General features: G+C 67.8%; 14 protein-coding genes. 2 read left to right on the top strand and 12 right to left on the bottom strand.

Annotation, left to right across the window (positions count from 1 at the left end; translation table 11 throughout):
- Positions 1 to 6: 6 nt before the first annotated feature.
- The 7 genes from ABDW31_RS01610 to ABDW31_RS01580 all read right to left on the bottom strand — a co-directional run bounded on the left by ABDW31_RS01610 (position 7) and on the right by ABDW31_RS01580 (position 8,036).
- On the bottom strand, positions 7 to 522 hold the full coding sequence (locus tag ABDW31_RS01610) for a DUF2271 domain-containing protein (RefSeq protein ID WP_184716659.1): 516 nt from the start codon (positions 520 to 522) through the stop codon (positions 7 to 9).
- A 10-nt stretch (positions 523 to 532) separates the two neighbouring features.
- A complete protein-coding gene (locus ABDW31_RS01605; protein WP_184716661.1) occupies positions 533 to 1,162 on the bottom strand; it encodes a PepSY-associated TM helix domain-containing protein in 630 nt (209 codons plus the stop codon).
- Positions 1,163 to 1,222: 60 nt separating this feature from the next.
- A complete protein-coding gene (locus ABDW31_RS01600; protein ID WP_184716663.1) occupies positions 1,223 to 1,924 on the bottom strand; it encodes a 2OG-Fe dioxygenase family protein in 702 nt (233 codons plus the stop codon).
- Positions 1,921 to 2,310: a group III truncated hemoglobin gene (locus ABDW31_RS01595; RefSeq protein ID WP_184716665.1), complete on the bottom strand. Its 390-nt coding sequence runs from the start codon at positions 2,308 to 2,310 to the stop codon at positions 1,921 to 1,923. Before ABDW31_RS01595 ends, ABDW31_RS01600 begins: the two co-directional genes overlap by 4 nt.
- Positions 2,311 to 2,390: 80 nt before the next feature.
- On the bottom strand, positions 2,391 to 4,796 hold the full coding sequence (locus ABDW31_RS01590; protein WP_184716667.1) for a glycoside hydrolase family 3 N-terminal domain-containing protein: 2,406 nt from the start codon (positions 4,794 to 4,796) through the stop codon (positions 2,391 to 2,393).
- 276 nt (positions 4,797 to 5,072) lie between these two features.
- Positions 5,073 to 7,016 carry a peptidase M61 gene (locus ABDW31_RS01585; protein ID WP_343698244.1) on the bottom strand — a complete coding sequence of 648 codons (1,944 nt, stop codon included), beginning with the start codon at positions 7,014 to 7,016 and terminating at the stop codon, positions 5,073 to 5,075.
- Positions 7,017 to 7,181: 165 nt separating this feature from the next.
- A complete protein-coding gene (locus ABDW31_RS01580) occupies positions 7,182 to 8,036 on the bottom strand; it encodes a BON domain-containing protein (RefSeq protein WP_184716669.1) in 855 nt (284 codons plus the stop codon).
- Positions 8,037 to 8,269: 233 nt separating this feature from the next.
- Here ABDW31_RS01580 and dnaG point away from each other — a divergent pair, with 233 nt between their 5' ends.
- Together dnaG and rpoD are read left to right on the top strand one after the other, a co-directional pair.
- Positions 8,270 to 10,201 (top strand): DNA primase, encoded by a 1,932-nt coding sequence (dnaG, locus tag ABDW31_RS01575; protein ID WP_184716670.1) that lies wholly within the window; start codon positions 8,270 to 8,272, stop codon positions 10,199 to 10,201.
- A gap of 403 nt (positions 10,202 to 10,604) precedes the next feature.
- Positions 10,605 to 12,566 carry an RNA polymerase sigma factor RpoD gene (gene rpoD / locus ABDW31_RS01570; RefSeq protein WP_184716672.1) on the top strand — a complete coding sequence of 654 codons (1,962 nt, stop codon included), beginning with the start codon at positions 10,605 to 10,607 and terminating at the stop codon, positions 12,564 to 12,566.
- Between the two features lie 77 nt (positions 12,567 to 12,643).
- Here rpoD and ABDW31_RS01565 read toward each other — a convergent pair whose 3' ends face one another.
- From ABDW31_RS01565 to ABDW31_RS01545, 5 genes are all read right to left on the bottom strand, one after another.
- Entirely contained in the window at positions 12,644 to 13,252 is a 609-nt protein-coding gene (locus ABDW31_RS01565) for a hypothetical protein (RefSeq protein ID WP_184716674.1), read from the bottom strand.
- Between the two features lie 147 nt (positions 13,253 to 13,399).
- A complete protein-coding gene (locus tag ABDW31_RS01560; protein ID WP_184716676.1) occupies positions 13,400 to 13,927 on the bottom strand; it encodes an ACT domain-containing protein in 528 nt (175 codons plus the stop codon).
- 68 nt (positions 13,928 to 13,995) lie between these two features.
- A complete protein-coding gene (locus ABDW31_RS01555; protein WP_343698243.1) occupies positions 13,996 to 16,071 on the bottom strand; it encodes an ATP-binding protein in 2,076 nt (691 codons plus the stop codon).
- 22 nt (positions 16,072 to 16,093) lie between these two features.
- Positions 16,094 to 16,771, bottom strand: coding sequence for a class I SAM-dependent methyltransferase (locus ABDW31_RS01550; protein ID WP_343698242.1), 678 nt, complete (start codon positions 16,769 to 16,771; stop codon positions 16,094 to 16,096).
- A gap of 216 nt (positions 16,772 to 16,987) precedes the next feature.
- On the bottom strand, positions 16,988 to 18,052 hold the full coding sequence (locus tag ABDW31_RS01545) for an endo-1,4-beta-xylanase (RefSeq protein ID WP_184716682.1): 1,065 nt from the start codon (positions 18,050 to 18,052) through the stop codon (positions 16,988 to 16,990).

Here is an 18,052-nt window from a genome sequence, read left to right as displayed (position 1 = left end):
TACCCCTCACTTCACGGAAACGATGACGGCGCCCAGTTCGGTCGCGCCCTTGGCCGAGGCCGGCTTGCCCGCCTTGCCCCAGGTGAAGGGCACGCGGACGGCCTCATGGCCGCCGACTTCGCGGGCGGCTTCGACGACCAGGTTATATTGGCCGGGCTTCAGGGCCTTCAGGGCGCCCTTCGAGCCGGCGAAGACCAGCTTCTGCGGGCCCGGCGCGCGGGTGGCGCCCGAGACGCCGTCGGCCGGGAAGCTCATCTCGCGGCCGGCCTTGCGCCACCACTGGCGCATGTCCTTCAGCCACTTGGCGCCTTTGTCCTCGCGATTGTCGGCGTCGTACCAGACGGCCAGGGTGCCGGCGGCGGTGGCGTCGGCGTTCTCGATCCAGATCGCGACATAGGGCTTGTGGTACTCGGCCACGGTCATGCGGGGGATCTCGACGGTGACGTTGAGATCGGCGGCCAGGGCCGGCGCGGCGCCGACGGCGGCGCCGGCAAAGGTCAGGAGAGAGATCGAACGCTTCACGGGGTGTGCCTCAGAGGTGAACGAAAAGGATGATGAGAACGACGGGCGCCGCCAGGCCCAGCGCGACCAGCGGCCAGGTCATCGGCCGGGCGCGGGCGTGGAACTGCAGCAGGATCAGGCCGGTGACCGTGAAGATCACGCAGGCGGCGGCGAAGACGTCGATGAACCAGGCCCAGGCCTTGCCCGAGTTGCGGCCCTTGTGCAGGTCGTTGAGCAAGGACACCGCGCCGCGCGTGGTCTTCTCGTGCTCGACGGCGCCGGTCTCGCGGTCGATCGACAGCCAGGCGTCGCCGCCCGGACGGGCTAGGGCGACATAGACCTCGCTGGACGACCACTCGCCTTCGCGGCCGGCCACGTCGGCGCCGACGGCCTTGTCCAGGAACCGCTCCATTTGCACGGGCAGGGGGCGCTTGCCCTCTTCCGGACCCTTAGCCAGCAGGGCCAGCAGGTCGGCGGGCAGCTCGGCCTTGCGGCTGACGACCTTGGGCTCGGCCTCGATCTGGCCGGCGTGGTTCAGGGTGATGCCGGTGATGGCGAACAGCATCATGCCGACCAGGGACACGGCCGCGCTGATCCAGTGCCACTGGTGCAGCTGCTTCAGCCAGAAGGAACGGCGGTGCTGGTCGGCGGCGGACTTCACGGGAACTCGGAAAACCTTGGCGGTGGAGGTCCCGTCCTTACTTGAGAACGAATTGCAATTTCAAGCGTTATGCGCCGTTTCGTCCGCTTCTTGGACCCGGAACGTGGCCACCAACACATCGCGCAGCGCCGGTTGCTCCGGATCGACCGGCTGAATCGGCGTCACGCCGTGCAGCACGCGGTGGTCGTCCAGGAACACCGCATCGCCGGGCTGGGTCAGGGTGAAGGCTCCCAGGCTGGTCCCGTCCGGGGCGTAGATGTCGGTGACGCCCTGATCGACATTGGTGCGGTCGACCAGCATGACGATCACCCAGTCGACGCCGTCGCGGTGCGCGCCCTCGGGCGTGGGCTGGCCGGCCTCGCCCGTGCGGGCTTCGATGCGGAACTGGTGCAGCTCCACGTGCCAGGTCTGGTCGCCGAATAGATCGACGCCGGCGCGGATCACGGCTTGCGTCACCGGGTGGTCGGCGATGGCGTCGGTAACCGGCTCGAACCAGCGCTGCACGCCGCCGTTCAGCGGGTTGTAGTCGCGGCTCTGCCAGTGCGGCTGGTGCGGCTTGCGGTGGACCTGGCCCGAGGCGACCGAGAAGGCCGCGAACCGCCGCCGGCGATAGCGGCCGCCGTCGGCCATGAAGCCGTCCAGCGGCAGGTCGCTCCAGCTGTCGGCGAAGCTGTGCCAGGCGCCCTTGGCCTCGGGGCCCAACAGATGGAAGGTTTCATCGGCTTCGAAGCGGACGAAGCCCTGGTCTTTCAACGCGCTCAAGCGACCGCGTCCGGATTGAAGAACAGGCCCAGCTTCAGGCTGCGGGCGATGCGCTCGGCCTTCTGGCCGACGATGGCGGCGCGCGGGGCGTCGAACAGTTCGACGCAGGTCTGATGGAACAGGTTCAGCCAGGGCATGAACAGGCCCTCGGTCAGCTGCGGGATGCGCTGGTGCACCGCCATCGGCGAGCCCTTGTACCGGCCGGTGGTGTTCAGCACCGACGACCAGAAGTCCTTCAGCGTCGCCAGGTGATGCGGCCAGCCGTCCGCGCCGACCGCCTCCTCGAAGATCGGCCCCAGGCGGTGGTGGCGACGGACGCGAGCGTAGAAGGTCTCGACCAGGGTGTCGATCTCTTCGTCGGTGAAGAGGGGAGGAGGAACAGCCATCGCCGGAACATGGGCCTTCCCGGTGCGGGACTGAACCCCGCACCGGTCAACTTGTCTTTCGATTGTTACGTAAGGAGGCCTCACGCCACCGTCAGCGTCGCCTTTTTCAGGTCGACGGAGTTGGGTCCGGTCAGGATCGAGAACGCGCCCGGTTCGACGACGCGCTTCATGTCCAGGTTCCACATCGACAGGTCCGAGGGCTTGATCTCGAAGGCCACCGTGGTCCTGGCGCCGGCCGCCAGGGTCACCCGCTTGAAGTGCTTCAGCTCCAGCACCGGGCGGGTCACCGAGGCGGCCTCGTCGTGGATGTAGAGCTGAACCACCTCGTCGCCGGCGACCTTGCCGGTGTTGGTGACATCGACCTCGACCCGGACACTTTCGTTCGGGCCGATGCTGGCCTTGGCCAGGCGTGGGGCCGACAGGTCGAAGGTCGTGTAGGAGAGGCCGAAGCCGAACGGATAGAGCGGGGTCACCTTGTCGAACAGGTAACCGCGCCGGGCCGAGGGCTTGTAGTTGTAAAAGATCGGCAGCTGGCCGGCGTCGCGGGCGATGCTGACCGGCAGCTTGCCGCCCGGATTGGCGCGGCCGAACAGGATGTCGGCGGCGGCATGGCCGGTTTGCTCGCCCAGGTACCAGCCCTCGACAATGGCGTCGGCGCGCTCGGCCAAGAGGTTAATCGACAGCGGCCGGCCGTTCAGCAGGAACATCACGGTCGGCTTGCCCAGGTCGAAGATCGCCTGGGCCAGGTCGTTCTGCTGGCCGATGAGGTCCAGGCTCTGGCGGTCGCCCATGTGGGTGTCGGACCAGGCCTCGCGGCTGGTCTGCTCGTTGTCGCCCAGCACCATGACCACGACGTCGGCCTTCTTCGCGACCTCGACCGCCTCAGCGATCAGGCGGGCGTTCACGGCTGGGTCGACCAGGGTGACCTTGTCGGCGGCCCACAGACGGGTCTCGGTGATCCGCACGGCCTCGGCATAGTCCAGCTGGAAGCCTTGCGCCTTGGCCTCGGCGGCCAGGCCCTCGTGGATCGAGACCACGTGGCGCGGAATGTCGGAATAGCCGCCGATCGGGGTGTCCTTGGCGTGGGTGCCCAAGAGCGCCAGGCGCTTGATGGACTTGCCGTTAAGGGGCAGCACGCCCTTGTCGTTCTTCAGCAGGACCACGGCCTTGCGGGCGGCCTCGCGGGCCAGGGCGACGGCGTCGGCCGGGGCGGTCTTGGCGTCGGCGGTCTTCTCGTCGCAGTAGGGGTTTTCGAACAGGCCGGCGTCGAACTTCATCGCCAGGATACGGGCGACGGCGGCGTCGATCTCGAACTGTGGGATGCGGCCGGCGCGGACCAGGTCGGGCAGCAGGGCATAGGCCTCGCCGTCGGGCAGCTCGACATCGACGCCGGCGTGCATGGCCAGCACGGCGGTGTCGGCCAGCTGGCCGGTCAGCTTGTGGCGGGTGTTCAGCTCCTTGATCGCGAAATAGTCGCTCTGGATCGAGCCTTTGTAGCCCCACTCCTCGCGCAGCACCTTGGTCAGCAGCCAGCGGTTGGCGTGCGAAGGCACGCCGTCGATCTCGTTGTAGCTGGGCATGACCGCCCGCACCGGCAGCTCCTTCACCGCCCGTTCGAAGGGCGGGAAGAAGTTCTCGCGCAGCGTCCGCTCGGCGACCTGGGCCGGGGCGGTGTTGACGCCGCTCTCGGGCTGGCCGTGGCCGGTCATGTGCTTGAGGGTGACGAAGACCTTGTCCTTGGCCAGCGGCAGGGTCGTCCCCTGGAAGCCGCGGATCGCCGCCAGGCCGATCTCGGCGCACAGGTGGGGGTCCTCGCCATAGGTCTCTTCGATGCGGCCCCAGCGCGGGTCGCGGGCCACGTCGACCACCGGGGCCAGGGCCAGGTTCGAGCCCCGCGCCCGCATCTCGCGGGCGGCGATGGCGAAGATCTTCTCGGTCAGGGCGGTGTCGAAGGTCGAGGCCAGGGCGATGGCCTGCGGGAAGCAGGTGGCGTCGCGGGCGACATAGCCGTGCAGGGCCTCGTCGTGCATCAGCAGCGGGATGCCCAAGCGGGTCTCTTCCATCGCCCACTTCTGGGCGGCGTTGGTGTAGCGGGCGGTCTCGGCGGCGGTGCGGTTGACCACCTCCTGGTCGGCCCCGGCGGCGGTGGTCACCGGCTTGGCGCGCTTGACGCCCTTGCGGTCGGACGGTCGCGAGATCTGGCCAAGGCCATTCGGGAAGGCTTCCCGGGCGCGCTCGGACGAGAACTCGCCCTCAACCGTCTGGATCTTGGCCTTGGTCAGCCAGATGCCGACCAGTTGCGCGGCCTTCTCCTCCAGCGTCATTCGGGCCAGCAGGTCCTGGACCCGGGCGTCGGTCGACTGACGGGGGTCCTTGTAGAGGGGCTTGCCGCCGACCTCCCGAGGCGTCTGGGCCAGAGCCGGCAGGCCCACAGACAGGGCGGCCAGGCTGGCGCCGAACAGGCGTCGGGTGAGGGCGGTGGTCATGGCGTTTCCCCGAGTGCGCAGCGGGCTCTGCGGCCAGCGTCGGGGGCGACTATGCGGAGGCTTCAGTCGGGGCTCAAGACCGAAATGGTAGCGGTCTCAGTCCGCTGACCTCCAGACACAAAAAAGGGCCCGCTTGGGAGAGGGGCGGGCCCTTTTCGGTACGCGTTCAGAGGGATTGAACAAGCGGGAAGATGACACGTGTGTCGCCTTCCCGCCCTTCCCCAAATCGTCGCAGGCCGCGAACGAGTCGCAGCCCCATCATCCTTTTGGGGCGCTCTACTTGCGCGGCGTCAGGATGTCGTCGAGGCGCGCGGGCGTCCCGGCGATCTTCTCCAGGCGCGGGTAGCGCAGGCCGCCGCGGTAGTCGAGCTTGACCATCCGATAGCGCGAGCCATCCTTGATCAGCAGTTCGACCAGCGGGTTTTCCGGCTTCAGGGCGGCGGTGGTCGCGGCCTTCAGCTTGTCGCCGTCGAAGCTCTCGCCGTTGACGGCCACGATGGTCAGGCCTTGCGTCAGGCCGGCCTTGAACGCCGGGCCGCCCCACTGCACGTCGGTCAGCACGCCGTCCGAGCCGGCGGTCAGGCCCAGCGAGTAGCTGAGCGCGACGTTCTTGGCGCGGGTCTCGGCCGACTTCATGAACTCGGTCGGGGTGTCGGTGTAGACCAGCTTGTAGCCGCCGCGGGCCAGGCCATCGAGCGGGGCCTTTTCCTGGACCTCTTCGATGCGGGTCTTCAGGAAGGCAGCCCAGTCATAGGCGTAGACGCTGTTCAGGCCGGCGACGACGTCGTCGAACACATAGGTGCGGACCACGTACGAGCCGTTGTCGACGCCGAAGAAGGTCTTGGCGAAGTCGTCCAGCGACTTCTTGCCGCCGGTCTTCTCGCGGATCAGCGTGTCGGCGTCCATCCAGACCAGCAGGCCTTCGGAATAGTAGTCCTCGCTGCGCTGCCACGAGAGCCACGACAGCGGCTTGCGGCTGGCGATGATCGGGTCGTTGGTGGTGTCCTGCACCGGACGCCAGTCGCGGCCACGACGGTTGTCGTAGACGGCGGCGGTCGAGGCGATCGAATCCAGCGCCTGTTGCTTGGTCAGCAGGCCCGAACGGGCGGCCAGGACGTTGCCCCAGTACTGGGTCTGGCCCTCATACACCCACATCAGGCTGTCGCGCATCGGCACGTTCAGGTTCGGCGTGAACAGGTCGGCGCCACGGCGGAACTTGCCGTTCCACGAGTGGGTGAACTCGTGGCTGAGCAGGTCGCGGCCGACGAAGGTCTTGTCCCATTCGGTAAAGTACTTCGGGGCGACGCGGTTTTCCGACGAGCGGTGGTGCTCCAGGCCGATGCCGCCGATCTTGTCCGACAGGGCGACCAGGAAGTCGTAGTGGTCGTAGTGGTGCGAGCCGAACACCTTGTAGGCCTGCTGCACCAGGTCCTTGTGCACCTGGATGTGCTCGGCCTTGGCGTCCAGCAACTCGGGGCTGTCGGCGACCATGTTCAGGCGGACGGGGACCGGACCCTTGGGATCCAGGTCGACCGACTTGAAGTACTTGCCGGCGAAGATCGGCGAGTCGACCAGGGTCTCGACCGTGGTCGGCTTGAAGGTCGTGGTCTGGCCGGCGGCGCTGGCGGTTTCGAGCGCGGTGGCCAGCTTCCAGCCTTCCGGCAGCTTGACGCTGGCTTCAATCGGGATCTGGCGGGTGTAGTAGCCGGCCGGATACATGGTCACCTGCATCCACTGCAGGTTCAGCATTTCGGGGGTGACCTCGATGCGGCCGACGCGGCCCTCGACGGCGGTCAGGAACTGGTAGCTGACCTCGATCTCGCTGACGCCGGCGGGGATGTCGACATGGAAGGCGTGAACGCTGACGACGTCACGCTTCCAGGGGATGCGCTTGCCATTGGCGGTGACCACCAGGCCGGCCAGCTTGTCCAGGTCGTTGCGCGGCGAGTGACCGCCCGGAACCCACTGCGGATACAGGAACACGAAGTCGCCGGCCTTGCTGACCGGGATGGTGGTGGTGACGTTCCAGATCTTGCGGTCCAGATCGGTGGCGTCGACGTTCAGCTTCAGCGTGCCGACATAGGGAACGTCCTGCGGCGCAGCGATCGGCGGCGTCGGCGCGGCCGGTTCGGGCATGACTTGGGTGGTCATTTGGCCCTGAGCCAGAGCGGCCGTGGCGGCCAGCGACAGAACGGAAACGGAGAAGAGCAGCGCTTTCACGAAAACACCCCAATGCAGCGCGCGGGTGTTGCGCCCCGCGGCGAGAAGCCGGGATGTTTGTGGCGTTAACCCCCGCTTGTCGAGGCCAAGTTGGCCTGGAGGGGAAGAACGTGGGTATGCATAAGCCCGCTCCCCCGCGATGCGGGGGAGCGGGCTCAGGCCGGCTTAGCCCAGCGGCGGAGTGATCGGCACGGCGGTGGCGTAGGCCTCGCCGCGGTCGATCCGCAGGTTGTTCTGGACGTTGTCGACGCCCGAGACGCTTTCGGCCAGGGCCTCGGCGCGCTTCTTGTCTTCGCGCGAGCGGACCGTGCCGGTCAGGGTGACGTCGCTATCGGCGACGGCGACCTCGATATTCTGGGCGTCCAGCCAGCTGTCGTCGGTCAGGCGATCGCTGACATCCTCGCGGATGCGGTCGTCCGAGCGGCGATAGCCCTTGGGGCCTCGGCCGCGGTGTTCGCCGTCAAGTTCGCGGCGGCGCTGGGCGTCGTCGTCGCCCATCCACGACGAGACCTCGTCGCGGGCGCGGTCGAACCAGCTGCGGTCCTCTTCGTAGCCGGCGCGCCCATCACGGCCGAACGCGCGGTAGGGGTTATGGCGGCCGTATTCGCCCTGATAGCCATACCGGTCGCGATCGCGGTTCTCGAAATAGCGCTCATCGCCATAGTCGGCCGTGCGGCTGGAATAGCCGCTGGAGCCGTAGTCGCCGGTCGCGCCGCCGAAGTCGTGGCCGCCGGCCCGGTCCCAGCCGCGATTGACCGAGGTCCCGCCGTAGTCGGCGCCCGAGCGGATGCGGCCATAGCCGATATCGCCGCCCTGCTGGGCCGCGCGCAGGAACTCGCTGCCGTGGCGGCGGCTGCGGTGCGAGGGCTCGGCGCGGTAACCGCCCTCGTTACGGTTGGAGGTGTCATAGGCCGGATCGCGACGACGGGCGGCGTCGTAGCCGTAGCCCTGCTGACGGTCGAAATCGCCGTCGGCCTCGACATCGAAGCGGCCTTCGCGATCGTTCCAGCGTTGCGGCATGGGTCTTCTCCGTGGCGGTTTTGAAAGAGGGGACGCGTCGAGGCGTCGCCCTGGGCTTGCAAAACGGGCGGCCGGAGTCGGTGTTCCTAGGGCGGAGCTTACGGTTAACTTGTGAGTAACCTGTGCAGAAGGCGGCGCCTGCTGTTCGCCTCGGTCATTGGCTGGGTTCTGACGCGGCGCATCCCCAGATAAGGTGCCAGACTCAGCAAACCGCGTAGCCTCGCCCCCTCTAGATGCGTTTCGACGACCGCTTTCTCGAAGAACTGAAGTCCCGCCTTCGCCCGTCCGACGTCGTCGGCAAGTCGGTGAAGCTGCGGCGGCAGGGGCGCGAGTATGCGGGGCTGTCGCCGTTCACCAAGGAGAAGAGCCCGTCGTTCTTCGTCAACGACGAGAAGGGCTTCTACCACTGCTTCTCCAGCGGCAAGCACGGCGACATCATCAGCTTCCTGCAGGAGACCGAGCGGCTGACCTTCGCCGAGGCGGTCGAGCGTCTGGCGGCCGAGGCCGGCATGAGCCTGCCCGCACCAGACCCGGTGGCTGCCCGCGAGGAGCAGAAACGCTCGGGCCTGGGCGACTGGATGGAACTGGCCGCGGCCTGGTTCGAGAGCGAGCTGCGTCGCCCCAGTGGCCAGGCGGCCCGCGCCTATCTGGAAAAGCGCGCTCTGCCGGAGAACGAGTGGGGCCGTTTCCGCATCGGCTTCGCGCCCAACAACCGCACCGGCCTGAAGGACTATCTGATCGCCAAGGGCGCCAAGCCGGGCGACCTGGTCGACGCCGGGGTGCTGATCTCGCCCGAGGATGGCGGCGCGCCCTATGACCGCTTCCGCGACCGGATCATTTTCCCGATCACCGACACCCGCGGCAAGGTCGTGTCGTTCGGCGGCCGGGCCATGGATCCCAACGCCCGCGCCAAATATCTGAACGGCCCCGAGACCAGCCTCTTCCATAAGAGCCGGGTGCTGTACGGCCTGTTCGAGGCCCGCAAGATCCTGCACGACGGCCAGAGCGGCGGCGGCCGTCCGGCCATGGTGGTGGTCGAGGGCTATATGGACGTCATCGCCTGCCAGCGGGCCAAGGTGCCGGCCGTGGCGGCGATGGGCACGGCTCTGACCGAGGAGCAGATGGACGCCCTGTGGCGGCTGCACCCCGAGCCGACGCTGTGCTTCGACGGCGACAAGGCCGGCCAGCGCGCCGCCCATCGCGCCATCGACCGCGCCCTGCCGCTGCTGAAGCCCGGCCGCTCGTTCCGCTTCTCGATGCCGGTCGGCGGCAAGGACCCTGACGACGTTCTGCGCGAGCAGGGCGCCGAGGCGCTGCGCGAGCAGCTCGCCGACACCAAGCCCTTCGTCCAGGCCCTGTTCGAGCGCGAGCGCGACCTGGAGGAGCTGGACACGCCCGAGCGCAAGGCGGGCCTGCGCCAGCGCCTGCGCGCCGCGGCCGGAACCATCGCCGACAAGGACCTGGCCCAGGCCTACAAGGACGATCTGCGCGAACGCTATGACGAGTTGTTCCAGCGCGCGCGGCCGCAGTCCAACGACGGCGGTGGCTATGGCGGCGGCGGGGGAGGCGGCGGCGGCTTCCGCGACGGCGGCCGGCCGTTCGTCCCGCGGGGCGGCGGTGGCGGCGGCAACTGGAAGCGTGATCGCGGTCCGCCCGATCCTGGCCTGCGTCCCATCGCCCGCGCCCAGATCGGCGGGCGGATCAATCCGTTCCACGCCGCCATCGCCCTGGCCGCCATCGAGCATCCAGGCTGGGCGCGGGCCTTCGACGAGGCCATCGAGCGTATCGGCTTTGGCGATCCGCGCTTGCAGCCCCTGGCTCAGGAGCTGTTCTCGGCCCTGTGCGACGACCATGGCGACGACGTCTCGCTGCGCGAGCGCCTGGACCGCCGCGGCCTGTCGGGCGCCCTGGCCGAGGTCGAGCGCATCGCCCAGTCGGACGCGCCGTTCCTGGACAAGCGCTACGACCCGGCCAAGGCCCGCGTCCTGTGGGCGTCCTGCTACCAGGCGGTGATCGAGATCGCCGACTCCGAGCGGGCGCTGGACGGGATGCGCTACGAGGAAGTGACGACCGCCAGCCTGGCCACGACCCGCGACCTGCGCAGCCGTATCGCCACCCTGCAGCGTCAGATCAGCCAACTGGAGTTCTGGCGCGCGCCGCAATAGCGGCCGTCCGAAGGCGGAAAACTGACCGTCCCATCTTGACACCGGCGTCACCCAAAGCCACATGCCGACTCAAGGATTTGCCAAGCAGCTGATTGACATCGGCCGGGCCGCCGCAGCGCGCGCCCTTATCGAAACAGGATGTCACCCTCGCCGCCGCACCAGGTCCCCAGTGGTCGCTGCTCCGAAAGGGTGGCGTCAGGCCGCGCTCAAGCCATGAGCCTCCGCCGGGTCTCCCGCGGAGTGCTTGCACGTGGCGGGCGGGATCTGGCGATGCAACGGGAACGCGATTGTTGGGAAGGCGCTAAAATAAAAAGCGCAGGACTTGCCGGCCTAATCCTTTTCGAAACGGATTTTCTCGACGCTGCTCCCTGTGAAGCGGTCGGCGTCGATTTCGGAGAGCTTGATGAGCACCAATTCCTCGGCCGAGACGGAAGCGCCCGAAGCCACCGGTGGTGATGGTCCCCTGCTCGACCTGACCGACGCCGGCGTCAAGAAGTTCATCAAGCAGGCCAAGGCCCGCGGCTACGTCACGATGGACGAGCTGAACAAGGTGCTGCCGTCCGAGGAAGTCAGCCCCGACGCCATCGAAGACACGCTGGCCATGCTCAGCGAGATGGGCGTCAACGTGGTCGAGGCCGAAGAGGACGCCGAAGCCTCGGAGGGCGGCGAAGTCGCCACCCGTGACGAGAACACCACGGTCATCACCAGCGACAAGCCGGCCGCCTACGACCGCACCGACGACCCCGTGCGCATGTATCTGCGCGAGATGGGCTCGGTCGAGCTGCTGTCGCGCGAAGGCGAAATCGCCATCGCCAAGCGCATCGAGGCCGGCCGCGACACCATGATCCGCGGTCTCTGCGAATCGGCCCTGACCTTCGAAGCCATCATGGTGTGGCGCGAGGAGCTGGGCACGGGCCGCATCCTGCTGCGTGAAGTCATCGACCTGGAAGGCACCTACGCCGCCATCAACGGCGTGGCCGCCCAGCCGGCCGCCGAGGACGACGACGGCGAACCGGCCGAGCCCGTCGACCAGGAAGCCGGTGCCGAGCCCAAGCCTGAGGGCGAAGGCGAGGACGAGGACGATTTCGACGACGGCGCCGGTCCGACCGTCAGCGCCATGGAAGGCGAACTGCGCGAAGGCGTGATGGCCATCCTGGACGCCATCGCCAGCGAGTTCGAAAGCTTCCGCAAGCTGCAGGACAAGCTGGTCGGCAGCCGCCTGAAGGGCGAGGACCTGACCGACGCCGACCGCAAGGCCTATGAAGGCCTGTCGGCGACGATCATCCAGCACCTGAAGACGCTGAAGCTGAACAACAACCGTATCGAGGCTCTGGTCGAGCAGCTTTACGCCATCAACAAGCGCCTGATCGGCCTGGAAGGCCGCCTGCTGCGCCTTGCTGACAGCTACGGCATCAGCCGCGGCGAATTCCTGAAGGCCTATTTCGGCTCGGAGCTGAACCCGACATGGTCGGATCAGGTCAAGGGTATGGGCGTGCGCTGGACCAAGTTCGTCGAGAACGACAGCCAGTCGGTGACCGACATCCGCGGCGAGATCGCGGCCCTGGCCACCGAGACCGGTGTGCCGATCGACGACTACCGCCGTATCGTCCAGACGGTCCAGAAGGGCGAACGCGAAGCCCGTCAGGCCAAGAAGGAAATGGTCGAGGCCAACCTGCGCCTCGTGATCTCGATCGCCAAGAAGTACACCAACCGCGGCCTGCAGTTCCTGGACCTCATCCAGGAAGGCAATATCGGCCTGATGAAGGCGGTCGATAAGTTCGAATACCGTCGCGGCTACAAGTTCTCGACCTACGCCACCTGGTGGATCCGTCAGGCGATCACCCGCTCGATCGCCGACCAGGCGCGGACCATCCGCATCCCGGTGCACATGATCGAGACGATCAACAAGATCGTCCGCACCAGCCGCCAGATGCTGCACGAGATCGGTCGCGAGCCGACCCCGGAAGAGCTGGCCGAAAAGCTGGCCATGCCGCTGGAAAAGGTCCGCAAGGTCCTGAAGATCGCCAAGGAGCCGATCTCGCTCGAAACGCCGATCGGCGACGAGGAGGACAGCCACCTGGGCGACTTCATCGAGGACAAGAACGCCGTCCTGCCGATCGACGCGGCCATCCAGAGCAATCTTCGTGAGACCACGACGCGAGTGCTCGCGTCGCTGACCCCGCGGGAAGAACGCGTTCTGCGGATGCGCTTCGGCATCGGCATGAACACCGACCACACCCTGGAAGAAGTCGGCCAGCAGTTCTCGGTCACCCGCGAACGCATCCGCCAGATCGAAGCCAAGGCCCTGCGCAAGCTCAAGCACCCGAGCCGGTCGCGGAAGCTGCGCAGCTTCCTGGACTCGTAAGAGCCCGGAACCCGAAGACGAAGACGCCCCGGCCGCAAGACCGGGGCGTTTCTGTTTCGGGGGGAGGCGTGGATTCGCTAGGCGTCTCGGAAAAGCCAAACGCCGTCTGGCTGCCGGATAAGCAGGTAGTTTCCTTTGGTTGACTCTCCGCTATCGGATGCTTCGAAAACCGCTTCGAATTTCAGAGCGTTTTTTGCGGGTTTGCTCCAACCTTGTAGACGCACCAAATCCAGGCAGATCGACCGGTCATGATATTGAGTGTTTAGGTGTGGGCCGAAGTAGGTGCCAAAGTTCCTCCCGGGTGCTGCAAAGATGTTCAGTGCACTCCCGTTCACCGTCGTAAGGCACGAAGCACGCTCCAGAAACGGCTGGATCGTCGTCTTCGCTTCCGCGATCGACTGCTGCAGATCTTCGTTCGACTGCGTTTGGGCAAGGCGCTCCGTGATGGCCGCGCGCTGCTCTGGCGCGATCCTGGCCAGACCTGCCAAGGTTTGGCCTCTGGCTGCGGGGCTCGAGGTCGATGCCGGCGTCGCGCCGCCAGCCAACGCGCGATTGGTCTCGGCGAGACTGGCGTTCATCTGCTCCAGCGCCTTGTTTAGGCGATTGAGCACCTGCGCCTGCGCCAGATCGGCTTGAGTGAAAGCTAGAAGGCCGGCCGACATGGCCAGGAAGAGCCGATTACGCATGTGACGCGCCCCATCTACTTAAGATGGAAAAATCTTTGGAGCGATGCAATTTCAGATCGGTGAAGCGGCGCAGTTACTCTCAGGTTCACCAACCACAGGTCGTGCCGGCAATCCGACCATCGATGAAACCCTACCCCAACCCTCTCCCTATGGGAGAGGGAGCTCCACCGTCACATCCACCATGATCTCGCCGGAGATAGACTCCAGCGCCGCCTGCACCGTGTCGGACTTTAGGCCCGCTGGCAGGCGCAGTTGCGCGTCGAGGTGGAAGAGCGGGGCGCCGGAGTGGGGTTCGACGCTGAGGCGGGTTTCGAAGGTCTCGATATTGGCCCCCAGGTCGCTTAGCACGGCGGTGACCTGGTGGACGATGCCGGGGCGGTCGCCGCCCACGACGCTGAAGCCGACCGTTTCGCCGTCGCCCTGGGCCTCGGCGGCTTCGAGCGCCGGCGCGATCCGCACCTCCAGGCCCTGGGCGTCGACCTCGGCGACGGCGGCGCGCAGGCGCTCGACCGCGTCTGCCTCCAGCGCGATCAGCACCGAGCCGACATAGAGCCCGCCCAGGCGGCTGAGATGGCTCTCCAGCCAGTTGCCGCCGGCCGAGAACACCGCCCGCGCCAGGGCCTGGGTGAGGCCGGGACGGTCGCTGCCGACGACGCTGAGGATCAGGTTGGCCATGGGGAACTCGTGAGGAAACCGACGCCGTCCGCGTCCGGCGGCAAGCCAGCCACGAGGGCGGGGTTCCGTCAATGCGCGGTCCGGCGCTCCGGTTGCGCGTCGCGGCCTTCCAGGCCGCGGGCCACGGCGGCGATCAGGGCGTCGCGCTGGATCGGCTTGGCCACGTGGTCGTCCATGCCGGCGGCGCGGCAGCGGGCGATCTGATCGGGCAGCACGTCGGCGCTGAGGGCGATGATCGGCACGGCGGCCTGCTCGCCGGGCAGGGCGCGGATGGCGCGGGTGGCGGCCAGGCCGTCCATCACCGGCATGTGGACGTCCATCAGCACCAGGTCGATGTCCTCGACCTGCATGGCCTGCACCGCCTGGACGCCGTCGTCGGCGGTGATCACCTCGCAGCCGGCCAGGGTCAGCAGGGCCTTGCCCAGTTCGCGGTTCATCGGGTGATCGTCGACCAGCAGCACGCGCGGGGCGCGCTCGCTGAGGGTTTCGGGCGCGGTGCGGTCGGCGGGATCCGGCGCGGCGGCGGGCTGGGCGGTCAGGGCGATCCAGAAGCACGCGCCCTGGCCGGGCCGGCTCTCGACGCCGATCTCGCCGCCCATGCGGGTGATCAGGGCCTTGCTGATCGCTAGGCCCAGGCCCGTACCGCCATAGCTGCGGCTGATCGAGCTGTCGCCTTGGGAGAAGCGCTGGAAGAGGCGGGTCTGCACCGTGGGATCGATGCCGATGCCAGTGTCGACGATCTCGAACCGCAGGGCGCCCGGCGCCGGGCCCAGGGTCAGCTTGGCGGTCACCCCGCCGGTGGCGGTGAACTTCAGGGCGTTGGCCAGCAGGTTCAGCAGCGCCTGGCGCAGGCGGGTCTCGTCCAGGGCCAGCAGGGTGTCGGGCGCGGCCTCGTCCGGCGCCTCGACCACGGTGCGCAGGTAGAGGCCCTTGGCCGCGGCTTCCGGGGCGATGATGGCGGTGGTGTCGCGCAGCAGGGCGATGGGCGAGGTCGGTGACAGGGTCAGGTCCAGGCGGCCGGCCTCGACCTTGGCGAAGTCCAGCAGGTCGCCGACGATCTCGGCCAGGGAGCGGCCGGCCTGGCCGACCAGGTCCAGCCGCCGGCGGTTCTCGGCCGACAGGTCCGGATCGTCGGCCACCAGGGCCGCGAAGCCCAGGATGCTGTTCAGCGGGGTGCGGATCTCGTGGCTGATCGTGGCCAGGAATTCGGACTTGGCCTGGTTGGCGGCCTGGGCGCGGGCCTGGGCGGCGCGGGCCAGGGTCGAGCGGCGGGCCAGCAGGGCCTTCAGGCGCTTCTGGCGACTGATGGCCAGGGCCGCGACCAGGCTGACGGCGTAGAGCACGACCAGGAAGATCAGGGCGTGGCGCAGCGGCGGCAGGGCGGTGCGGGGATCCATGCCGGTGCGCTGCAGCAGCGCCGGGATGGCGACGGCGATCGCCACCATGACCAGTACGGCCACGGCGCGCGGGCCGCCGCGGAAGGACGCCAGGATGACGGGCGCGAACAGCAGCACCTGGTAGTCGACCTGGGAGGCGAAGACGATGGCCGAGGCGCCGCCGACCAGCACGGTGGTGGCCAGGGCCTCCAGCGGACGGACCGGGAAGCCCTCGCCCTGGCGGCGGTCCATCAGGATCAGGGTCGCGGGCAGGGCGACGGCGGCGCCCAGCACGTTGGAGATGGTCCACTCGCTCCAGCCCTTCAGCAGTGGCCGGCCGGCGCTGAGCGACAACAGGCCATTGCTCATCAGCGAGGTGAGGACGGTCAGCAGACAGACCAGGCCGATGATCGCCAGCAGACCGCGCGGGTCGCGGATGCGGATCGGCGCGCCCAAGCGGCGCATCAGATAGGCCGTGCCGGTCATCTGGAAGGCGTCGACCACGGTGACCAGGAGCGTGAAGCGCACGCTGTCCTGGGTGCTCAGGCCCAGAACGATGCGCAGCATGCAGGTGGCGGCCAGGAAGGCGAAGCCCTGGCGCCGGTTCAGCACCATCAGGGCGCCGATGGCGATGGCGTTGGCGGTCCACAGGGTGGGCAGGTTGTGCGTCGCGCCGGCCAGGAACAGGCTGTAGGCGACGCTGGCCACATAGGCGCAGGTCAGGACGGCCGGCCGGCTCCAGCCGCGGATCCCCTCTTTGCCGATCACCGCGTCCACCCCCGTCGCGGCCTCAGTCGCGGATGGCGATCAGCGACTTGGTCAGGACGAGGATCTTCTCGTCGACATGACGGGCGTCGGGATACAGGAACTTGAACTGGGCCTTGTCCAGCAGGCGGGCGTGCTGCACGTCGCGCATCGCTGCGCCGACATCGGGGGCGATCTCCGAGAAGCCGTGCTTGCGCTTCATCAGCAGCTTGGCGCGGGTCTGTTCCGAGCGCCAATGGAAGAACGGCGCCGAGAAGTGCGGCTCGACCGGGAACCAGAAATAGGGCGTCTGGACGTAGTAGCGCGGGGCCAGGCGACGGCACTCGCGGGCGAAGGCCTCCATGCGCACCCAGTCGCCGACGTGCTCGACCACCGAGTTGGAATGGACCAGGTCGAAGCTGTTGTCGGCATGCTCGTGCATGTCGCAGGCGTCGCCCACGGCGGCCGTGAACAACGGATCGTCCACCGAGAACGGCTGGGGATTGAACAGGCTGATATGGACCTTGTGCGCTTCCAGGAAGGCGCGGTCGAACAGGATCTGCCAATAGGTCGGCTCGCCCCCGAGATCGGCGATGCGGACTTGGCCGCGCTCGGCGAAGGTCTTTTCGATCAGGGCGACGACGTGGGCGGCTCGCGCCCGACGGAAACGCGCCGACAGCGAGTTTTCGCTGTCCATGTCCTGGAGGGCGTGGATCAGTTTCATGCGGACACCGTGCCGCAGGGCGCTTGAGATTTCGTGTATGCGAAACGGGTTTTCGCGAGGAATTTCCCGGATTCCCGCAGTCGTCATCCCCCGACTTGTTCGCGGGACCCAGGGTTCAGCTTGCCCGTGAGAGCTTTGCTGGGCGCTTCACTTGCGGCGGACAAATGGGTCCCGCGCATGAAGCGCGGGATGACGGTCGCGGAGAAGGGCGTGTCCCTACCCAGAAAGCGTTTCGGCCAGCGCCTGGAACATCGGCTTGGGCCGGCCGGCGTCGTCGAAGGGCAGGCCCTGGTCGTTGGGGTCGTGGTTCTTGCTGGACCGCAGCCAGCTGTCCTGGTCGCGCAGGCCCCACAGGGTGAAGGCGAAGCGCTGCTGCTGAGGCAGGTCCATATAGGCCTGCGCCAACTCGCGAGCGATGTCGGCCTGGCGCAGGCGCAGGTCGGGCAGGCGCGCGTAGTTCGGCTTTTCCCCCAGCGAGATGTCCAGCTCCGAGACGTGGAGCGGCAGGCCGAAGCTGGCCAGGTCGCGCATGGCCGCGCGGCACAGGCCCGGGCGGGTGGAGTCGAGGTCCAGGTGGCTCTGGGTGCCGAGCCCGCCGATCGGCGCGCCGGCCTTCAGCAGGCGTTCGACCAGGCGCATGAAGGTCGCGCGCTTCTTGGGCATGTTCTCGAGGTGGAACTCGTTGAGGAACAGCACCGCGTCGGGATCGGCTTCCTTGGCGTGGTGGAAGGCCAGGATCATGTGCTCGTCGACGCCCAGATTGCGGGTCCAGATCGACTGGCGCAGGTCCGTGCCGTTGTCGTCGATGGCTTCGTTGACGACGTCCCAGCCCACGGCCTGGCCGCGATAGCGTCCGGCGACGGCCAGGATGTAGTTGCGATAGGCGTCGGCAAAGGGCTTGCCGCGACCGTCCAGCTTCTGGAAGGCGGGCATCTCCTGATTGTACCAGACCAGGGTGGTGCCATAGAGCCGGATGCCGTGGTCGCGCGCGAAGGCGGCGATGGCGTCGGGGCGGTCGAAGCGGAAGCTGCCGTCGTCCTGGAGGATGTACTCCATCTTCATCTCCCACTCCGGCGTCAGCTGGGCGTAGTGACGGACGAAGAGGTCGGCGAAGGCCGGGTCCTGGAGCTGATGCTGCTGCACGCAGATGCCGACCGGCGTGGCGGCGACCGACTTCAGCGGAATGTCGTTGATGACGGGCTGGCTGGAGGCCTGCCGGCCGCAGGCGCTCAGGGCCAGAGCCGAGGTAATGGCGGACCGGCGGGTCAGCCGCCCAGTCAT

Origin of the sequence: Caulobacter sp. (assembly GCF_039596335.1) — a bacterium.
Taxonomy (GTDB): Bacteria; Pseudomonadota; Alphaproteobacteria; order Caulobacterales; family Caulobacteraceae; genus Caulobacter.
Note: the sequence above shows the minus strand (reverse complement) of the source record. Positions and strands in the feature narration are given on the sequence as shown.

Coding starts and splice junctions, on each gene's coding strand:
- ABDW31_RS01595 (WP_184716665.1), bottom strand. CDS start 2,310: ATGGCTGTTCCTCCTCCCCTCTTCACCGACGAAGAGATCGACACCCTG.
- ABDW31_RS01590 (WP_184716667.1), bottom strand. CDS start 4,796: ATGACCACCGCCCTCACCCGACGCCTGTTCGGCGCCAGCCTGGCCGCC.
- ABDW31_RS01580 (WP_184716669.1), bottom strand. CDS start 8,036: ATGCCGCAACGCTGGAACGATCGCGAAGGCCGCTTCGATGTCGAGGCC.
- dnaG (WP_184716670.1), top strand. CDS start 8,270: ATGCGTTTCGACGACCGCTTTCTCGAAGAACTGAAGTCCCGCCTTCGC.
- rpoD (WP_184716672.1), top strand. CDS start 10,605: ATGAGCACCAATTCCTCGGCCGAGACGGAAGCGCCCGAAGCCACCGGT.
- ABDW31_RS01565 (WP_184716674.1), bottom strand. CDS start 13,252: ATGCGTAATCGGCTCTTCCTGGCCATGTCGGCCGGCCTTCTAGCTTTC.
- ABDW31_RS01560 (WP_184716676.1), bottom strand. CDS start 13,927: ATGGCCAACCTGATCCTCAGCGTCGTCGGCAGCGACCGTCCCGGCCTC.
- ABDW31_RS01550 (WP_343698242.1), bottom strand. CDS start 16,771: ATGAAACTGATCCACGCCCTCCAGGACATGGACAGCGAAAACTCGCTG.
- ABDW31_RS01545 (WP_184716682.1), bottom strand. CDS start 18,052: ATGACTGGGCGGCTGACCCGCCGGTCCGCCATTACCTCGGCTCTGGCC.